This window comes from Bradyrhizobium sp. DN3 (genome assembly GCF_041357655.1).
In the GTDB taxonomy this organism is placed as follows: domain Bacteria; phylum Pseudomonadota; class Alphaproteobacteria; order Rhizobiales; family Xanthobacteraceae; genus Bradyrhizobium.
Genome location: NZ_JAULLN010000001.1, coordinates 341,938 through 361,411, shown reverse-complemented (window position 1 = coordinate 361,411; position 19,474 = coordinate 341,938). Strand labels below are relative to the sequence as shown.

Annotated in this window: 17 protein-coding genes; 12 read left to right on the top strand and 5 right to left on the bottom strand. The window is 64.2% G+C overall.

Going from position 1 to position 19,474, the window contains the following annotated elements:
* Positions 1-29: 29 nt before the first annotated feature.
* Positions 30-1,202: a TAXI family TRAP transporter solute-binding subunit gene (locus AAE027_RS01575; protein ID WP_370985081.1), complete on the bottom strand. Its 1,173-nt coding sequence runs from the start codon at positions 1,200-1,202 to the stop codon at positions 30-32.
* Positions 1,203-1,386: 184 nt separating this feature from the next.
* On the bottom strand, positions 1,387-2,073 hold the full coding sequence (locus AAE027_RS01570) for a GntR family transcriptional regulator (RefSeq protein WP_370985082.1): 687 nt from the start codon (positions 2,071-2,073) through the stop codon (positions 1,387-1,389).
* 176 nt (positions 2,074-2,249) lie between these two features.
* Between AAE027_RS01570 and AAE027_RS01565 the strand changes: the two genes are divergently transcribed.
* The 4 genes from AAE027_RS01565 (at position 2,250) to AAE027_RS01550 (ending at position 7,162) form a co-directional block, all read left to right on the top strand.
* Positions 2,250-3,968 (top strand): IlvD/Edd family dehydratase, encoded by a 1,719-nt coding sequence (locus AAE027_RS01565; protein ID WP_370985083.1) that lies wholly within the window; start codon positions 2,250-2,252, stop codon positions 3,966-3,968.
* A gap of 61 nt (positions 3,969-4,029) precedes the next feature.
* On the top strand, positions 4,030-5,037 hold the full coding sequence (locus AAE027_RS01560) for a TRAP transporter substrate-binding protein (protein ID WP_370985084.1): 1,008 nt from the start codon (positions 4,030-4,032) through the stop codon (positions 5,035-5,037).
* Positions 5,038-5,246: 209 nt separating this feature from the next.
* The gene (locus tag AAE027_RS01555) at positions 5,247-5,825 is read left to right on the top strand and encodes a TRAP transporter small permease (protein ID WP_370985085.1); all 579 of its coding nucleotides are present in this window, start codon (positions 5,247-5,249) and stop codon (positions 5,823-5,825) included.
* Complete coding sequence (locus AAE027_RS01550; RefSeq protein WP_370985086.1) at positions 5,822-7,162, top strand: TRAP transporter large permease; 1,341 nt, start codon at positions 5,822-5,824, stop codon at positions 7,160-7,162. The genes AAE027_RS01555 and AAE027_RS01550 overlap by 4 nt, the downstream gene beginning before the upstream one ends.
* A 17-nt stretch (positions 7,163-7,179) precedes the next feature.
* Here AAE027_RS01550 and AAE027_RS01545 read toward each other — a convergent pair whose 3' ends face one another.
* Entirely contained in the window at positions 7,180-7,974 is a 795-nt protein-coding gene (locus AAE027_RS01545) for an enoyl-CoA hydratase/isomerase family protein (protein WP_370985087.1), read from the bottom strand.
* A 228-nt stretch (positions 7,975-8,202) separates the two neighbouring features.
* Between AAE027_RS01545 and AAE027_RS01540 the strand changes: the two genes are divergently transcribed.
* A complete protein-coding gene (locus AAE027_RS01540) occupies positions 8,203-9,423 on the top strand; it encodes an NAD(P)/FAD-dependent oxidoreductase (RefSeq protein WP_091891660.1) in 1,221 nt (406 codons plus the stop codon).
* 166 nt (positions 9,424-9,589) lie between these two features.
* Here the strand turns inward: AAE027_RS01540 and rbsK are convergent, their stop codons facing one another.
* Together rbsK and AAE027_RS01530 are read right to left on the bottom strand one after the other, a co-directional pair.
* Positions 9,590-10,498, bottom strand: a complete 909-nt coding sequence (gene rbsK / locus AAE027_RS01535) for a ribokinase (protein WP_370985088.1) — start codon at positions 10,496-10,498, stop codon at positions 9,590-9,592.
* A 14-nt stretch (positions 10,499-10,512) separates the two neighbouring features.
* Positions 10,513-11,406, bottom strand: coding sequence for a sugar kinase (locus AAE027_RS01530; RefSeq protein WP_091891655.1), 894 nt, complete (start codon positions 11,404-11,406; stop codon positions 10,513-10,515).
* A 220-nt stretch (positions 11,407-11,626) separates the two neighbouring features.
* Between AAE027_RS01530 and AAE027_RS01525 the strand changes: the two genes are divergently transcribed.
* The 7 genes from AAE027_RS01525 (at position 11,627) to AAE027_RS01495 (ending at position 19,349) form a co-directional block, all read left to right on the top strand.
* Positions 11,627-12,475, top strand: a complete 849-nt coding sequence (locus AAE027_RS01525) for a VOC family protein (RefSeq protein WP_370985089.1) — start codon at positions 11,627-11,629, stop codon at positions 12,473-12,475.
* 168 nt (positions 12,476-12,643) lie between these two features.
* Positions 12,644-13,351, top strand: coding sequence for a TetR family transcriptional regulator (locus AAE027_RS01520; RefSeq protein ID WP_370985090.1), 708 nt, complete (start codon positions 12,644-12,646; stop codon positions 13,349-13,351).
* A 523-nt stretch (positions 13,352-13,874) separates the two neighbouring features.
* Complete coding sequence (locus AAE027_RS01515) at positions 13,875-14,684, top strand: ABC transporter permease (RefSeq protein WP_370985091.1); 810 nt, start codon at positions 13,875-13,877, stop codon at positions 14,682-14,684.
* Between the two features lie 74 nt (positions 14,685-14,758).
* Positions 14,759-15,751 (top strand): ABC transporter substrate-binding protein, encoded by a 993-nt coding sequence (locus tag AAE027_RS01510; RefSeq protein WP_370985092.1) that lies wholly within the window; start codon positions 14,759-14,761, stop codon positions 15,749-15,751.
* A gap of 14 nt (positions 15,752-15,765) precedes the next feature.
* Positions 15,766-16,596 (top strand): ABC transporter ATP-binding protein, encoded by an 831-nt coding sequence (locus tag AAE027_RS01505; RefSeq protein ID WP_370985471.1) that lies wholly within the window; start codon positions 15,766-15,768, stop codon positions 16,594-16,596.
* A gap of 204 nt (positions 16,597-16,800) precedes the next feature.
* Positions 16,801-18,201 carry an enolase-like domain-containing protein gene (locus tag AAE027_RS01500; RefSeq protein WP_370985093.1) on the top strand — a complete coding sequence of 467 codons (1,401 nt, stop codon included), beginning with the start codon at positions 16,801-16,803 and terminating at the stop codon, positions 18,199-18,201.
* Positions 18,198-19,349: a Gfo/Idh/MocA family protein gene (locus tag AAE027_RS01495; RefSeq protein ID WP_370985094.1), complete on the top strand. Its 1,152-nt coding sequence runs from the start codon at positions 18,198-18,200 to the stop codon at positions 19,347-19,349. Before AAE027_RS01500 ends, AAE027_RS01495 begins: the two co-directional genes overlap by 4 nt.
* Positions 19,350-19,474: the final 125 nt, after the last annotated feature.

Below are 19,474 nucleotides of genomic sequence, written 5' to 3'. Positions count from 1 at the left end.
CTCCCCGGGATTTGCCTGCCAAGTTTTGCTCACTTGTCCGGATTGCGTTCTCGCCAGCGCAGGAAGTCCCGGAACAATTCTTCGCGGTCTCGCGGATTGGCGGTTGGCTTTCCCTCGAGGAACCGGCCGAACGCTTTGCGAAGCGCGGCCTCGCCCCCGGATTGCTGCTGGAGCCAGCGCTCTGCCGGTCGGAATCGTTGCCATCCCGGGAGCAGCGCGGCCAGGTTCACCTCGCGCCATTTGGGGTGATGTGCGTCGCCGAGAAATTCGGGAAAGCGCGCGAACAATGTCTGGACGAAGAATTCCAGCAACCGAAATCGCTCGTTGCCGCTTGGCCAGTTGTAGGCGAAGAGAGCGGATTTGATCGCGATCGTGTCGACACTTGCTTCGGCCGCGATGATGTTCGGGTAGTCCTGATGGCGAAGCGTCGATGGTAGATAGTCTTGTTGCAGCAGCTCTTTGGAGTAGGGGATGGGCAGGAGGTGAATATCATCGAGCTGCGAGACCTGCGTCAGGAAGTTGACCGGTTTTCCTGAGACCAACAGAGCGGCGGAGAGATCTCCCTTCCTCAGACCATCCAGCGCGGCCTCCGGTCCCAAGTTCGACTCGCTGACCTTGACGCCCAGACGGTTCAACACTTCGCGGCCGAGGATGGCGCCGGCACTGCCGTCGTCCCCGAGATTGACCTTCTTTCCCGACAGCTCCGACAGACTTCTGATCTCCAGCCGCGCGAGAAGATGGAACTCTTCGATATGGAGCGGGGCAATGTAGGTCAGCTTGTCAGAGATATCTCCGAAGGTCCTTGTCTCCCGGAGCCGGTCAACCAGGACGACGGGCGCGATCGCCACGTCGGCACCTGCGAGGGTGAGCACATCAAGGACGTTGCGGATACCGCCGTTTCCCACGATGGGCAGGACCCGCAAGGCGACCTCGCCACGAGGGCCGGTCTCTTGGCCGCCGGCGAGCGTGGTTGCAATGTCCTGAGCGATCGCGAATTCAGTGCATTGCGGTGTACCGGTTACGAATCCCACCGTATACGGGTCCGCAGATCGTCCCGTTTCCTTCCGCGGGGTGCTTTCTTTTCGCAGAGCTTTCCCGGTTTCACTCGCAGACGCGGGCAGCCGCTTTTGTGCGAGGGACTCCTGGACCTGTCCGCCGAGCCAGGCCGCTGCAATCAACGCGATGAACAAACCGGCCCGCATCGCTCCGCAGACCCTCATTGTTCAAATAGCCGGCCCTCCCTTGGGCCGACATGCTGATCGATCGTCACCCGGCCACGTCCAAAGCATGACGGGCGAATGAAGCTCGCTCGAGCCTTCCAACGCGCCGGGGCTTGCGACGTTCCGGGGAGCGAATAAGGCTCGTTTCGTGGCGGGAAGCCCCCACCTAGAGCCCGGCCTTATCCTCAGCGATGCGCTTGAGATAATCCGACTTGCTGAATTGCATGTGATCGACACACAGCTGCGCCAGCGCCCAGCTGTCGCGGCCCTTCAAGAGCTCGATCATCAGCTCGTGCTGGCGCCGCGATTGTGCAAGACCGTCGCGGTCGGCGAGATTCTTTGCGCGCATCGGCAGCGTCAGGTTCATGTAGTCCTGGAGTGAGCGCACCAGATACGGATTGCCGCAGGCCGAGAACAGCGCAAGGTGGAAGGCGTCATTGGCTTCGTGAATGCCGCGCAGATCCTGCACATCCGCCTTCGCGCAATATTGCCGTTGCAGCGCGGACAGTTCGTCGATCAGGGCTTGCGGCGCGGGCAGGGAGATCATCAGCGCGGCCTGCCGCGTCAGCATCTCCCGCACCTCGTAGATCTGCCGGACTTCCTCCGCCGAGTAGAACCTTACGGTGGCGCCGACGTTCTTCTCGCGGCGGACGATGCCGCGCCGCTCGGCATCCACCAGCGCCTGACGCACGAAGTGCCTGGAGGTGCCGTAGCGCGACATCAGCGCGTCCTCGGTGAGGCGTGCGCCCGGTGCGAGGCGGCCGAAGATGATGTCCTCTTCCAGGCGAGCGACGACGTCGTCCGGATCGTCGCGCCGGACCGGCATGCTGTCTGCAGTGCGAATGTCGGACATGCCCTCAGCCTCCCGGCGGTTGGCCGGTTCGTCCTGTGGAGCAGGGGAAGCCTGGATTGTCAATAATTTGTGCCGCAAGCGATGCGAAAAGCCAGAAAGTGCGACAATATTGGCCAATCTTATTGACAATCGAGGGGCAGCCTGTACCACAATGGCAAGGTGAATGGAGTGGCACGATGACGAGTGGTTTGCGCAAGGGTCTGACGAGCTATGGCGATGCCGGCTTCTCGCTGTTCCTGCGCAAGGCGTTCATCAAGGCCATGGGCTATTCCGACGACGCGCTGGAGCGCCCGATCGTCGGCATCACCAACACCTATAGCGACTACAATCCCTGCCACGGCAACGTCCCGCAGATCATCGAAGCCGCCAAGCGCGGCGTGATGCTGTCGGGCGCCATGCCATTCGTGTTCCCCACTATCTCGATTGCCGAGAGCTTTGCGCATCCGACCTCGATGTACCTACGCAATCTGATGGCGATGGACACCGAGGAGATGATCCGCGCCCAGCCGATGGATGCGGTCATCGTGATCGGCGGCTGCGACAAGACGCTGCCGGCGCAGGTGATGGCGGCGATCAGCGCTGATTTGCCGACGGTGGTCATTCCGGTCGGCCCCATGGTGGTCGGCCATCACAGGGGTGAAGTGCTGGGCGCCTGCACCGACTGCCGCCGGCTGTGGGCAAAATATCGCGCCGGCGACATGGACGATGCCGAGATCGAGGCGGTGAACGGGCGCCTCGCGCCGTCGGTCGGCACCTGCATGGTGATGGGCACGGCTTCGACCATGGCCTGCATGATCGAGGCGATGGGCCTGTCACTGCCGATGAGCGCGACGATCCCGGCGCCGCATGCCGAGCGTTTCCGTCTGGCGGAGGCGAGCGGCAAGGTTGCCGCCGAGATGGCGAAGACCAAGGGACCGAAGCCGAGCGAACTGTTGACGCCGGCGTCCTTCAGGAATGCGCAGGTCGTGCTTCAGGCGATCGGCGGCTCGACCAACGGCCTGATCCATCTGACCGCGATGGCGCATCGCTCGCCGCACCGGCTCGATCTCGAAGTGTTCGACCAGATCGGCCGCGAGGTGCCGGTGCTGGTCGATCTCAAGCCGTCCGGCGAACATTACATGGAGCATTTCCATCACGCCGGTGGCGTGCCGAAATTGCTGGCGCAGCTCGGTGATCTCGTCGACCTCGACGCCAGGACCATCACCGGCCAGACGCTGCGCGATATCGCGGCGAATGCAGAGGACGTGCCCGGCCAGGACGCGATCCGTCCACGCGACAATCCGATCAAGACGGAAGGCGGCCTTGCCGTCCTGCATGGCAATCTCGCGCCGCGCGGTGCGGTGATCAAGCAGTCGGCCGCGAGTCCAAAACTGCTGCAGCATACCGGGCGTGCGGTGGTGTTCGAATCCGTCGAGGATATGACCCTGCGGGTCGACGATCCCGATCTCGACGTGAATTCCGACGACGTGCTGGTGTTGCGCAATGCCGGCCCGAAGGGCGCGCCGGGCATGCCCGAGGCAGGCTATCTGCCGATCCCGAAGAAGCTGGCGCGCGGCGGCACCAAGGACATGGTGCGCATTTCGGATGCGCGCATGAGCGGCACCGCGTTCGGCACCATCGTGCTGCACATCACACCGGAATCCGCCGTCGGCGGGCCGCTCGCGCTGGTGCAGAACGGCGACATGATCCGCCTCGATGTGGCCAAGCGCAGCATCGAGCTGCTGGTCGATGCGGCCGAGCTGGAGCGGCGGCGCGCCACGTTGAAGCCGGCCGCAGCGCCCGAGGAGGCCAGGCGCGGCTACGCCTGGCTGTTCAACGAGACCATCATGCAAGCCGACGAGGGCTGCGACTTCGATTTCATGCAAGGGACTGGGAAGAAGACCGAGAAGGGCTGATCAAGACTCGAACGAGCGCTCAGACCGCACAAGCGGCGGGCGATAAAACAGGGGGGAAACGATGATTGCGCGATCCATGCCAAGATTCTTACATGGGTTGGCGGCCATGGCCGCCGTGCTGTTCGTCACGGGGGCCGGGGCACAGGAGGTGAAGCACTATCGCTTCGCCTATGACCAGCCCCGCAACACCGGCTATTCCATCGCGGGCGACCTCTTTGCCGAGAAGCTCAAGGAATTGAGCAAAGGCACCATGATCATCGACCAGTATCCGGGCGCCCAGCTCGGGCAGGAGCCGCAGGTGCTCCAGCTCGTGAAGGCCGGAGACGTCGAGTTCTCGATCATCTCCTCGGCCAACACCGCGACGATCTCGCCGCAGGCCGGTGTGATGTCGCTGCATTATTTGTTCCGCGACGAGAAGCACGTGATCAAGGGGTTGGCCGATCCCCGCGTGTTCGAAGCACTCAGGGCCATGATCGATGAGACCACGCAGGGCCTGCACGTCATCGCGACCGGATCGCAGGGCGTGCGCCATATGTACTCCAAGAAAGAGATCCACAACGTCGGCGACGTCAAGAACCTGAAGGTCCGGGTGCAGGCGACCGCGACCGAGGACACCATGTTCCCCGCCTATGGCGCCCAGACCGTGCACATGCCGTTCGGCAGCGTCTACACAAGCTTGCAAACCGGCGTGGTCGACGCCGCCGAGAACAGCATCAATGTCTACCTCGTCAACAAGCATTACGAGGTCGCGCCCGTACTCAACATCACCGAGCACGAGGCCAACAACGCGCTGGTGTTCGTCTCCGACAAGCTCTGGCAGAGCCTGTCGGCCGAGCAGAAGGGGTGGGTGCAGACGGCGGCCAACGAGATCAGCACCAAGGAGCCGGCGAAAGCGTTCGAGCTTGAGCGAACCACGGCTGAGAAGCTGAAGAAGATGGGCGTCAAGCTCGTCCAGGACGTCGACAAGAAGAGCTTTACTGCGATCGCCGATCCCAATCTCGACAAGCTCGCCAAAGAGCTCGGCCCGCATGCCGAGAAGATCAAGGATTTGATCCGGTCGATTAATTGACGTGGTGCCGGAAGTCGGTGCGCTCCCCTCCCGCTTGCGGGAGAGGGTGGGGGAGAGGGTGTCTCCTCGGAGAGACTTCCAATGAGGCGAGAGCCCTCACCCGGCGCTCCGCGCCGACCTCTCCCGCAAGCGGGAGAGGTTCAGACAACCCACAGCTACCGACTCAACTAAATCATTCCGCACCACGTCGGAACGACGGGGGACATTGAATGGCCATCGCCGACAAACTGCTCGTTCAACGCCAACGCCACCTGAAATGGCGCGCGCTCGACTGGCTCGAACTTGCGCTGATGATCCTCTGCGGCTTGCTCTGCTTCGGCTTCTCACTGTCGGTGACCGCCGACATCGTCACCCGCACCATCGGACATCCCTGGCTGTGGCTGCAGGAGGTGACGTCGACGCTGTTCATCTACGCGATCTTCATCGGCACGGCGGCTGCGACCCGGCGCAACGACCACCTCTATCTCACTGTGATCTCCGAGGCGATGCACGGCACCTCGCGGCTCATCGTCGAGGTGATCATCCGCCTCGTCGTGCTCGGCGTCGCCTGCTGCCTGATCTGGTACGGCTACCAGAATTATCTGCGCGGCTTCGGCAGCTTTCGTCTGCCGTCGGGCACGCCGATCGCCTCGCTCTATGCGATCATTCCGCTGTCGGGCGTGCTGATCGGCCTGTTCACCATCGAGCAGCTCGTCAATGGTCTCCGCAACGGCTTTGACCATCCGGAGCCTCCCGAGGAGGATGGAACGCCCGTCGTCACCGACGCACAGATGAGGGCGCAGCCGTGAGCGCACCCATCGTCCTGGCCTTGATGACGGTCTGCTTTCTGTCCTTCGGCTATCTCGGCGTGCCGGTGCCGTTCTCGCTGATGGCCGGCGTCTTCATCGGCGCGCTCCTGTCGGACGTGTCGCTCGCCGCGATCATCCAGAAGATCTTTGACGGCGTCGATTCCGAGGCGCTGCTGGCGATCCCGTTCTTCCTCCTGGTCGGCGAGCTCATGAGCTCGGCCAATGTGGTGGTGCGAATAGCCAATCTCTCAGTGTCGCTGGTCGGACATATCAGGGGCGGGCTGTCGCAAGTCGTGGTGGTCTTCAGCATGTTCTTCTCGGAGATGTCGGGCTCGACCACCGCCGACGTCGCCGTGATGAGCCGCGCGCTGGGTGGGCCGATGAAACGCGAGGGCTATGAGCCCGCCTTCATCGCCGCCATCATTGCCTCTGCCTCGACTATCGCCGCCTTAGTGCCGCCGAGCATCACCGCGGTGGTCTATGGCGCGGTTGGCAACGTCTCGATCGCCGGCCTGTTCATGGCGGGCGTGGTGCCGGGCCTGATGATCGGCTTTGGCCTGATGATCTACTGCTACTTCTTCGGCCCCTCCGGCTTGCGCAAGCCGCGCGCGCCGCTGCGACAGGTGGTGTTCGCCGCCGGCGATGCCGCCCTGCCGCTGATGATCCCCGTGATCCTGCTCGGCGGCATCCTGACCGGCTGGTTCACGCCGACGGAAGCCGGCGTCGTCGCCGTGGTCTGGATCGTCCTGGTCGTGATCCCCGCGCTCAATCGCGGGCACTTCAGGAAAATCCCTTATGATTTCTGCCTCGCGGGCCTGATCTTCTCGCTGCCGCTGATCACGATCGGCGCTGCCAACGCCTTCGGCTGGATGCTGGCCTATTTGCGCGGGGCGACCTACATCGCCGAGTGGATCAGCTCGATTGCCGGGAACGACCCGCATTTGATCATGCTGTTGATGGTGCTACTTTTCACCATCGTCGGCGACTTCATCGAGCCGGTGCCGACCATCATCATCTTCATGCCGCTGGTCAATGCGCTGACGGAGGCCGGCGAGATCAACGCCGTGCATATGGGGGTGGTGCTGATCGCGACGCTCGCCTTCGGCCTGATCACGCCGCCTTACGGGCTGGTGCTGCTGATGGCGTCGAAATTCGTCGGCATCAGTTTTGCCAAGGCCTTGCGGGCGGCGTTGCCGATCTATCTGGTATTCCTGGCGACCATCGCGTTTGCGATCTATTTCCCGAGCGTGGTGCTGTGGCTGCCGCGGCACGTGCTCCCCGAGTCGGTCGGCTGCTTCAAGTCGCCGGCCGGCACGGGCTATATCTGTCCGCAATAGGCCTGCTCGAGTGAACGCTACTTGCCCTTGCTGGTGAACTTCTTCACGGCGGTGCGGAACGCCTCCGTGTTCATCGCCATGATGATCTTGTGCTCCTCGGCATCTAACTGCTGTTTCACCGGCGTGGTCGCGGCCTGGTAGACCAGGGACTTTGTGCCAGCGATCGCCGCCGGTGGGTTCTGCGCCAGCCGCTCGGCGAGTTTTCGCGTCGCCGCCTTCAGCTCCGCGGCAGGAACGACTTTAGCGACCAGACCCCAGTCGTGGGCCTGCTGCGCGGTAAAATTATCCTCGGACAGGAAGATTTGCAGCGCCCGGCGGGAGCCGACCGTGCCGACGATCCCGACCGTGGAGCCGCCGTCCGGCGACACGCCGATCTTGGCATAGGCCGGCGTGAACTTGGCGTCGTCTGCGGCAATACAGAGATCGGTGACGAAAGCGAGGCCCATGCCGGCGCCGGCGGCCGAGCCGTGGACGCTGGACAGCGAGATCTTCGGCATATGGCGGAGGATCTCGATGAAGGCGTGATAATGCTTGAGCAGTTCGCCGACGACGGGTGTCACCGTGCCCGCTTCGGCGGCAGCACCGATCGTCTGCAAATCGCCGCCGGCGCTGAAGGCACGGCCTTCACCTTCGAGGACGACGACGCGGATGCTGGCGTCGTCTTCGATTTGGGACGCGAGCTGTTCGAGCCTCTGCGCGATGGCGAGGTTGATGGAATTGAACGCGGCGGGGCGGTTGAGTGTGATGGTCGCGATCGGGCCATCGATCCGCAGCAGGGCAGGATCATCGGGCTGGGAGACGGGAGCTGGCATCTTGAAATCCCCGGCAAGAGGTTCGTTGCTGCAACTAAATCGCAGAAGGCGAGGGGTGACAATCCCCGTCCGCCGCTCTTGCGCTGGGCGGAACGATAGGCTCAAATGGGCCCGCCTTCGCCAAGGGACGGACACGAGCGCCGGCTCCTCGTAAGGCCAGCAAATCAAAATCAGCGAGAGAGGAGACGACATGGGTCACGCTCGTGTCTCCGGAAGTGGGCTGTTGCAATGACGGATGGTCCGGTGATCATTGTCGGTGCCGGCCATGGCGGCTACCAGGTTGCGGCATCCCTGCGCCAGGCGGGCTTTTCGCAGCGCATCTGCCTGATCAATGACGAGGCGCATCTGCCGTATCAGCGGCCGCCGCTGTCCAAGGCCTACATCAAGGGCTCGGCCGGGCCGGAGAGCCTGATGTTCCGCCCCGAGAAGTTTTACCACGACCAGACCATCGAGCTGATCGCTGGCCGCGCGGTGTCGATCGACCGCGCCGGCCGCAAGCTGCATCTCGCCTCGGGCGAGACACTGCCTTACGGCCACCTCGTGCTGGCCACGGGCGCGCGCAACCGCCTGCTCGACCTGCCCAACGCCAATCTGCCCGACGTGAAATACTTGCGCATCCTCGACGAGAGCGAGGCGCTGCGCCAGATCATCCCTTCGAAGACGCGCGTCGTGGTGATCGGCGCCGGCTTCATCGGCCTCGAATTCGCCGCCACCGCGCGGATCAAGGGCCTCGAGGTCGACGTGCTCGAGCTCGCCCCGCGCGTCATGGCGCGCGCGGTGACGGCGGAGGTCTCGGAGTATTTTCAGGCGCGGCATCGCGAGGCCGGCATCCGCATTCACCTCGGTGTGCAGGCAACCAGCATCGAGGCGGAGGGCGGCAAGGTCACCGGCGTCTCCTTGAGCGACGGACGGCATCTGCCCGCCGATCTCGTCGTGGTCGGCGTCGGCGTGCTGCCGAACATCGAGCTTGCCGCGGAAGCGGGGCTGCCGGTTGCCGCCGGCATCATTGTCGACGAATATCTTGTGACGGCTGATCCCAATATCTCCGCGATCGGTGATTGCGCGCTGTTCGCAAGCCCGCGCTTCGGCGGCTCGCTGCGGCTGGAATCGGTGCAAAACGCCACCGATCACGCCCGCTGCCTCGCGGCGCGGTTGACCGGCGACCGAAAGCCCTATGACGGCCATCCCTGGTTCTGGAGCGACCAGGGCGAGGACAAGCTCCAGATTGCCGGCCTCACCACCGGCTACGACCGCGTCGTGCTGCGCGGCGATCCCGCCAAGAAGGCGTTCTCGGCGTTCTGCTACCACGGCGACAAGCTGCTCGGCATCGAATCGATCAACCGCGCCGGCGACCACATGTTCGGCCGCCGCTTGCAGGCGATGGATCGCTCGATCACGCCGGAGCAGGCCGCCGACGAGAGCTTTGACCTGAAGAGCGCGCTGGCTTGAGTCTCCTCCCTCGCCCCGCTTGCGGGGAGAGGGTCGGGGTGAGGGGGACTCTCCGCGGGGACGGTGATAGCTGGGGCTCGCGGAGACTCCCCCTCACCCGGATTGCATCTTCGATGCAATCCGACCTCTCCCCGCAAGCGGGGCGAGGTGAAGAAAGCGCTCCGTCTTACAAGACCGCAGCCACTTCCTTTGCCGTCGGCATCGACGGCCCGGCGCCCATGCGCTGCACGCTGATCGAAGCGGCGGCGTTGGCAAAGGTGAGCGCGTCGTGCAAGGCCGTGCCATCGGCGAGGCGCGCCGCGAGCGCGCCGACGAAGCAGTCGCCGGCGCCGGTGGTGTCGACCGCCTGCACCGCGCGCCCCGGCACCGAAATCTCCTCGCGCCCTGCCAGCGCGAGCACGCCGCGCCTGCCGAGCGTGACGCAGATGGTCTGATCCGGCCGCGCCTGAAGCTGCCGTGCCACCTCGATGATCCGCGCGGCCTCGTCGCCGTCGGAGAGCTCGGTGCCGGCGAGGAAGCCGAGCTCGGTCTCGTTCAGCACGAGGATGTCGACCAGCGCGAGCAGCTCGCCGGGCATGCTTTGCGCCGGCGCCGGGTTGAGCAGCGTCGTGGCTCCGGCGGCGCGTGCGCGCTGGAAGAACGCGGCAATCGCCGGCAGCGGAATTTCGAACTGGCTGACCGCGATGTCGCCCTCCAGCAGCGGCACGACGCTGACGTCATCGGCGTCGACCAATGCATTGGCGCCGGGGATGACGACGATGGTGTTGTCGGCCTCCGCCACCGTGATGATGGCCGTGCCGGTATGCGCGTCAGTCGTCTCCTGGAGATAGCCGAGATCGATGCCCTGACTGCGCAGGAAAACCTTAAGCTCAGCTCCGAAGGAATCCTTCCCCAACCGCCCGATCAGCGTGGTCCTGGCGCCGAGCCGCGACGCGGCCACCGCCTGGTTCGCGCCCTTGCCGCCCGGGAAATACAGCACCTGGCGACCGGCGACGGTCTCGCCGACCTTGGGATGGCGATCGGCCGTCGCCACCACATCCATGTTGATGCTGCCGGCGACGAAGACGCGCCCCATGACACACCCTTCCGCTAAACCCTGACCTCGAATTCGTGCCTGACCTTGGCGATGTCGACCAGCGTCGGCAGGCCGGCCTCGTTGCCGAGGCGCTGGATCTTGTAGGTCGAGGCGGCGCGGGCAAAATCAAAATGCTCGCGCCAGCTTTTGCCGGGATGGGCGAGGTAGGAATAGACATAGGCGCCGTGGAAGACGTCGCCGGCGCCGTTGGTGTCGATCACGCGCTCGCGCGGGATCGGCATCGCCGGCATCACCTGCACCGTCCCGGTCTCGTCATACCAGAGCAGGCCCTTCTCGCCCATGGTGATGCCGCCGATCTTGCAGCCGCGGCTCTTGAGGTAATCGAGCATTTTCTCCGGCGTCAGATCCATCTGCTCGCACAGCCGCTCGGCGACGATGGCGACGTCGATATATTCCAGCAGCTCGTGAGTGTTGGTGCGCAGGCCGCCGCCGTCGAGCGAGGTCAAAATGCCGGCCTCGCGGCAGACCTTGGCATAGTGGATCGCCGCATCCGGCTGGTGGCCGTCGACGTGCAGCGCGCGGCAGCCGCCGAGATTGAGCATCGGGAACGGATGAATGTGCTCGTCGTCGCGGCAACGGACGATGGCACGCTTGCCGTCCTTCGGCATGATGAAGGAGAGCGAGGATTGCTTCACCTTCCGCGCATGCAGCGAGATCGCGTATTTTGCACACATGTCCTGGAACATCCGCCCCAGCCAGTCATTGGCGGCGGTGGCGATGAGGTCGGGCACGATGCCGAGCTTGGCGCAGCAGAACGCCGCCGTCACCGCGTTGCCGCCGAAGGAAACCGCGTAGTCCGAAGCCACGTGCTTCTCGTCGCCGGTCGGCATGTGGTCGGTGATGAAGACGACGTCGATATAGGTCTGTCCGATGAAGAGAGCCTGCATTGCTTGTCCGTGATGCGCTTGTGGTCCCGGCCGGCACGCCTACTCTAACACCGGTTCCGCCGAGGGATCGCTGAAAATATTCGCAAGACTGCCGCCCGAAGCGCTTGAGGTCAGCATGGTGGGGGAATACGACCATGACAGGGAAATGCCAAGCCCGGACAAACGCCGTTTTTCGGCCCTTGGTTCCGGGTCGACAAGGGGCGGTCAAAAAGGGGGGAAGATGATCACCGGCCTCGATCATGTCGTCGCTCTGGTCAGAGATATCGGTGCGGCCAAGGCGGCCTATCAGACGCTCTTGGGACGCGCGCCGGCCTGGCAGAATTCCGGCGAGGGCGCTGACCGGGTGCTGTTCACCCTCGACAACATGACGATCGAATTGATGGCGCCGAGCGGCTTCAGCGTCAGCGCCGACCGCATGCGCGCGCTGCTCGATGACCAGGAGGGCATGCTCGCCAGCCTGTGCTTTCGTGTCGCAGACATGGGCAAGATGCGCCGCCGGCTGGAGCGGGTGGCGTTGAGGCCGGATCCGGTCGCGGAGGTCGAAAGCAGCGATGCCGCATCCGATGCGGTGCTGCACTGGAAGCGCACGCGTGCCGCCACGGAGCTCACGCGCGGCGTGCGCATGTTCTTCCTCGAGCTCGCCGACGAGCGTCCCAAGTCGATTGCGACCGACATCGCACCGATCGACGCGCTCGATCACGTCGTGATCACGACGGAGGATTCCGAGCGCGCCGCCGCGCTCTATGGCGCGCGGCTCGGGCTCGATCTGGCGCTCGACCGCTCCCACCAGGATTGGGGCCAGCTGATGTTCTTCCGCTGCGGCGATCTCATCGTCGAGGTGGTGCGCCGCCCGGTGGCGGGTGGCGATCCCACGCATGACCGGCTCTGGGGCCTGAGCTGGCGCGTCGCCGACATCGACGCCACCCGCGCCCGCCTGATCGCTGGCGGCCTCGACGTCTCCGAGGTCCGCAACGGCCGCAAGCCGGGCACGAGGGTGATGACGGTGCGGAACGGCACCTGCGGAATCCAGACCGTGCTGCTGGAGCGCTCGCCGAAGCCGGTGGAGTAGGGAGCCGGTCTCTCCACTCGTCATTGCGAGGAGCCCTTGCGACGAAGCAATCCAGTCTGTCTCCGTGACGCCAGTCTGGATTGCTTCGCTGCGCTCGCAATGACGAAACTATGCGGCGGGCCGCCCGCGTGTTACATGCATACCTTCAGCACCCAGCGAGCAACCGGTTTGGCGAAGGCGAAACGAACTCTGAAATGGCAGCGCGACCCCGAGGGGATGCGGCTGCGCATTCTCGAAGCCGCCAAGCAGGAATTCTCCGCCCATGGGCTCGCCGGCGCGCGCGTCGACCGCATCGCCGCCAAGGCCGGCGCCAACAAGCGCATGCTGTACTACCACGTCGGCAACAAGGACGAGCTCTATCTCACCGTGCTCGAAGGCGCCTACGACAAGATCCGCAGCGAGGAGCGGGGGCTCGACCTCGAACATCTCGATCCGCCCGAGGCGATCCGCCGCCTGATCGAGTTCACCTGGAATTACTTCCTGCGCAATCCAGAATTCCTGTCGCTGCTGCAGACCGAGAACCTCGCGCGTGCAAAGCACCTGAAGAAGTCGACCAAGGTCAAGTCGATGCACTCGCCCTTCGTCGAGATGATCCGCACCGTGGTGCGCCGCGGCGTCGACAGCGGCGACTTCCAGGTCGCGGTCGATCCGGTGCAGCTCTACATCTCGATCGCGGGGCTCTGCTTCTTCTACCTCTCCAACTCGGCGACGCTCAGCGTGATCTTCGGCCGCGATCTGCTCGCCAAGGACGCCAAGGACGAGCGCCTCGCGCACATGGTCGGCCTCGTGCTCGCCGCCCTGACGGGGCAGTCCGCCGCCCTGTTCGAGCTCGCCAAGGCGCCGAAGTCGCGCGCGAGCGTGGTGCAGCCGGTTTAGCGCTGCGGTTCGCGCGCTGGTCGACGTCGCGCCCGCTGTTTCCTCAATCTCCGCCGTCATTGCCCGCCTTGTGCGCTGTTGCGCACTGGGGCGGGCAATCCAGTATTCCAGAGACGCTGGTGGGATACGGAGGGGCCGCGGCGTACTGGATTCCCCGCCGGAGCCTGTCATCGGGCTCACCGAAGGCGAGACCCGGTGGCGGGGAATGACACCGAGAGTGCGGCGCGAATGTGCCTCCTCATCGTCGTCCCGGCGAAGGCCGGGACCCATACCGCGTGAACTCTCGGCTGTGTTTAGTGCCAATCCCGAAGGACCAGCTTTCGCCAAATTTCCCCCTGTGGCTATGGGTCCCGGCCCCCGTGCGCAATTGCGCACTAGGCCGGGACGACACTGCTGGTTTGGCGAGCTGCACGATCCCAAACGCCCGGAACCCGCCGCAAAACGTCACAGGGAAAGGGCTGGACAGTATTTATCCAACGGGTTAATTTCTCCCCGCAACGAAGAAGAATGCCGGGAGTGAGACGTGGCTGAGTTGAAGCCGCAGAGTGCGGTGTCCAAGATGCTGGATGCGGCGTGGGTTCGGCCGTTTTTGTTCCTGGTCTTCATCGTGGTTGCCTGGGATCTCGCCATCCGGCTGTTCAAGATTCCCGCCTACCAGATCCCGTCGCCGGCCGATGTCGTCGCGGTGCTGCGCACCGAATGGCCGGAACTGCTGCGCCAGTCATGGCCGACCACTTATGCGACCGTCTGCGGCTTCCTGCTGTCGGCGCTGTTCGGGATTCCCGTCGCGATGCTGATCGCGGGCTCGAAGACGGTGGAGAGCTATGTCTATCCGCTGCTGGTGTTCTCGCAATCCGTGCCGAAGATCGCGATCGCGCCGCTGTTCGTGGTGTGGTTCGGCTTCGGCATCATCCCGAAGGTGATCTCGGCCTTCCTGCTCGGCTTCTTTCCTGTGGTGGTCTCGGCCGTGCAGGGCTTCAAGTCGGTCGATCCTGATATGGTCGATCTCGCCCGCGCCATGCAGGGCAGCCGCTTTCAGGTGTTCCGCGCGGTGAACCTGCCGCATGCGCTGCCGGCGATCTTCTCCGGCCTCAAAGTCTCGGTGACCCTTGCCGTGGTCGGCGCCGTCGTTGGCGAGTTCGTCGGCTCCAATTCCGGCATCGGCTACGTGATGCAGCGCTCGATCGGCACGTTCGACTTGCCGACGATGTTCGCAGCCCTCGTGATCCTGGCGCTGCTCGGCGTGGTCCTGTTCTGGGTCGTGGACCGCATCGAGAAGCTGATCATCCCCTGGCATGTCAGCCAGCGCGAAGACGTGATTTTCGCCTCTTAAGTATTTTCAGGTTCTGAAGTGAAGCAACGAGCGGCCGCCAACGGTCGACGCAATAAGGGCAAGGGAGAGTGGCAATGAAGCGGTGGATGGGAGTCGTCTCGGCGGCGCTGATGGTGTTTGCGGCGATGCCGGCGCAGGCGGCCGACAAGGTCGTGCTGATGCTGAACTGGTACGTCTATGGCGAGCACGCGCCGTTCTATTACGGCAAGGCCAAGGGCATCTACGCAACCGAGGGCATCGACCTCGAGATCCAGGAAGGCCGCGGCTCGGCTGCGACCACGCAGGCCGTCGCCGCCAAGACTGCGGATTTCGGCTATGTCGACGTTCCCACCATGATGCGCGCCGCGATCAAGGGCGCGCCTGTGGTTGCGACCGGCGTGCTGCTCCAGACCAGCCCGATGTCCGCGATGGGCTTCGTCGACAAGAACATTAGGAAGCCCGAGGACATCAAGGGCAAGACGGTGGCGATCACGCCGGCCGATTCCATGACCCAGATCTGGCCGCTGTTCCTGAAGAAGACCGGCCTGAAGGAGAGCGACTTCAAAACCGTTGCCGGCGACGGCCAGACCAAGCTCAACGCCGTCATCAACGGCCAGGCGGATCTCCTGCTCGGCTACGTCATGGACCAGTCGATGAAGATCAAGGACGCCACCGGCAAGGACGTCTATCCGATCAAGTTCGCCGACTACGGCATCAACATGGTTTCGTCAGGCATCATCGCCAACACCGACTATGTGAAGGCCAATGCCGATCTGGTCCGCCGCTTCATGTCGGCGACGACCAAGGCGGTCGAAGCCGCCGAGAAGGAGCCGAAGGCCGCGGCGCAGTCGATCCTCGATGCCAACCCGAAGGGCGGCAAGATCGATACGCTGACCCAGGGTTTCGAGCTGACCATCCCGCTCTACCGGACCGCAGAGACCAAGAGCAAGCGGCCGTTCCAGGTTGCCGACCAGAACATGACCGAGACCGTCAATCTGCTGGTCGAATATGGCGGCCTCGACGCCAAGGCCAAGGAGAACCCGAAGGCCTTCTACACCAACGACTATCTGCCGAAGAGTGGCTCGTGAAATCAGCGACCGTCATGAGCGAAACCGTGCAGCCGGCCGCGCATCTGAGACTGGTGAGCGACCGGGCTGCCGGCGATGCGTTGGGCATCAAGCTGTCCGGCGTGTCCAAGACCTACCGGACGCGCGACGGCGATGTGCCGTCGCTGCGGCCGCTCGACTTCCATATCAACGACGGCGAGTTCTTCGTCGTGGTCGGTCCAAGCGGCTGCGGCAAGTCCACGCTGCTCAAGCTGATCTCGGGATTGCTGCCGCCGACCACGGGCGAGGTCCTGGTCGAGGGCGAGAAGGTGACGAAGCCGCATGGCAATGTCGGCATCGTGTTCCAGAACGCGTTGCTGCTGCCCTGGCGCAACATCCTCAACAATGTGATGCTGCCGATCGACATGAAGCGGCTGCCGCGGCAGCAATATCTCGATCGCGCCAAGTCGCTGCTGAAGCTGGTCGGGCTTGAAGGTTTTGAGAAGAAACTGCCTTGGCAGCTTTCCGGCGGTATGCAGCAGCGCGCCTCGATCTGCCGAGCGCTGGTGCACGATCCCAAGATCATGCTGATGGACGAGCCGTTCGGCGCACTCGATGCGCTGACGCGCGAACGCATGAACGTCGAACTGATGCGGATCCAGCGCGAGACCAAGAAGACGGTGCTGCTGATCACGCACTCGATTCCGGAGGCCGTGTTCCTCGCCGACCGCGTGCTGGTCATGACCGAGCGCCCTGGTGCGGTCGCCGCGATCTACGACGTGCCACTGCCCCGCCCGCGCTCGCTCGACGTGATGGCCGATCCTGTCTTCACCGAGCTCGTGCAACGCATCCGCAAGCATTTCTTTTCGCAAGGTGCATTGGACTAAGGGCAATGCGATTGAGTCCGGCTGCAACCGCGGCGACGGTGCGCTCCCTCCCCCGCCTGCGGGGGAGGGTTGGGGAGAGGGTGTCTCCGCAATGGGAAACCCCCAAGAGGAGGGAACCCTCACCCGTCGCTTCGCGCCGACCTCTCCCGCAAGCGGGAGAGGTGCACCGCGCCCACGGCCACACCTCCGGAGCCAAGTAGCACCATGTCCGTGCGCCTGAAGCTGCGAGATATCGCCTTCTTCGAACGTCCCGTGCATTTCGCGCGGCCGTTCCGCTTTGGCGCGATTACCATCAACGCGACGCCGCAGCTGTTCGTGCGGATCGAGATCGAGGTCGAGGGCAGGGGCGTCGCGGTCGGCGCCAGCGCCGAGCTGCTGGTGCCAAAGTGGTTCGACAAGCGCCCGGAGCTGTCGCCGGCGCAGACGGTCGATGGCCTGCGTCGCTCGCTCCAGATCGCACGCGGTCTTTATCTGGCGCGGACTGGATATCTGACGGCGTTCGATCTGCATGCCGCGTGCATCGGTGCGCAGGTTGCGACTTGTGCGAAGAAGAACATTCCCGCGCTTGCAGCGGCTTACGGTCCAGCGGAAATCGACAAGGCGATCCTCGATGCGCTGCTGCGCGCTATCGAGACCAGCTTTTTCGACGGGATGGCCGGCAACATTGCCGGCATCGATGCGCGGCTTTCGCCTGACCTGAGCGAAAGGGACATCAGGACGTTCCTCTCCGGCCGGAAGCGGCTGGAGCGTGTTGCCATCATCAGGCACACGGTCGGCCTCGATGATGCCGTGGAAGGCGAGGGCGGTGTTGCCGATCCACGCGAGAACGCCGGTGCTCGCTATTTCAAGCTCAAGCTGTCGGGCGATCCCGCGGCCGATGCGGCGCGGCTGGCGCAGATCGGCAAGGAGCTCGGTAGGCTGGGACATGATTACAAGGTGACGCTCGACGCCAACGAGCAATACGCCGATCTCGCCGCGTTGCAGGCGCTGATGGCTCGGCTCGATCATGATGCAGCGTTGCGGCCGATCGCCACGCGCCTGCTCTATGTCGAGCAGCCGATGCCGCGCGACATCACCCGGCAGTCGCCGCTGGGCGCGCTGGCCACACGTGGCTTCATCATCGACGAAGCGGATGATTCCTATGGCGCCTTCCCGGCAGCGCGGGCGCTCGGCTATCGCGGCATCTCATCGAAATCCTGCAAGGGCCTCTACAAGTCCATCGTCAATGCCACGCGCGCGGCGAAATGGAGCGCGGAAGGCGAGACCTTCTTCGTGACCGGTGAGGATTTGACCTGTCAGGCAGGCCTTGCCGTGCAGCAGGACCTCGCGCTCGGCGCCTTCATCGGCGTCACCCACGCCGAGCGTAACGGCCATCATTATGTCGACGGCTTCGGCGACACGCCGGCCGCTGAAGCACAAGCCTTCGCGGCCGCGCATCCCGATCTCTATGCCGCTGCCGGGCAGGGCATCCGGCTCTCCATTCACGACGGCGATCTCCTGACGGGATCGCTTCATGCTGCGGGCTTCGCCACCTCGGTCCATCCGGACTGGTCGGCGCTCCGCCCGCTCGAACAGCCAAAATCACTTCAGGAGCAATTGTCATGACCACCCAGCGTCTCGGCCTCATCATGAACGGCATCACCGGGCGCATGGGGCTCAACCAGCATCTGATCCGCTCGATCGTCGCGATCCGCGAGCAGGGCGGCGTCCGCCTGAAGAACGGCGACCGCGTCATGCCCGATCCGATCCTGGTCGGCCGCAGCGCCGAGAAGGTCGAGGCTCTGGCCAAACGCTACAACATCACGCGCTGGACCACTGATCTGGATGCCGCGCTCGCCGACAAGAACGACACCATGTTCTTCGACGCCGCGACCACGCAGGCGCGCCCCGGCCTTCTGACCCAGGCCATCAATGCCGGCAAGCACGTCTATTGCGAGAAGCCGATCGCGACGAACTTCGAGGAGGCCGTCGAGGTCGTGAAGCTCGCCAACGCCAAGGGCGTCAAGCACGGCACGGTGCAGGACAAGCTGTTCCTGCCCGGCCTGAAGAAGATCGCCTTCCTGCGCGACTCCGGCTTCTTCGGCCGCATCCTCTCGGTGCGCGGCGAGTTCGGCTATTGGGTGTTCGAAGGCGGCTGGCAGGAGGCGCAGCGGCCGTCCTGGAACTACCGCGACGAGGACGGCGGCGGCATCATTTTGGACATGGTCTGCCACTGGCGCTATGTGCTCGACAACCTGTTCGGAGAAGTCGAGAGCGTGAGCTGCATCGGCAACACCGACATTCCCGAGCGCTACGACGAGCAGGGCAAGAAATACACGGCGACCGCGGACGACTCGGCTTACGCGACGTTCCAGCTCAAGGGCGGTGTCATCGCCCACATCAACATGTCCTGGGTAACGCGGGTCTATCGCGACGACCTCGTCACCTTCCAGGTCGACGGCACGCTGGGCTCGGCAGTCGCAGGGCTCACCGACTGCATGATCCAGGCGCGGCAGGCGACGCCCCGTCCGGTGTGGAATCCCGACGAGAAGCGGCTGCACGATTTCTACGGCGACTGGCAGAAGATGCCCGACAACGTCTCCTACGACAACGGTTTCAAAGAGCAGTGGGAGATGTTCATCCGTCACGTCTACGAGGATGCGCCCTACAAGTTCACGCTGCTCGAAGGCGCCAAGGGCGTGCAGCTCGCCGAATGCGCGCTGAAGAGCTGGAAGGAGCGGCGCTGGATCGACGTCGCCCCGATCAAGGCCTGAGGTCTATTGGATAAGCCCCGATGTCTACTAAGCCGTCATTGCGAGGAGCCCGCGACAAAATTGCGAAGCAATTTTGCGCTGGCGACGAAGCAATCCAGACTGTTGCCGCGGAGGCATTCTGGACT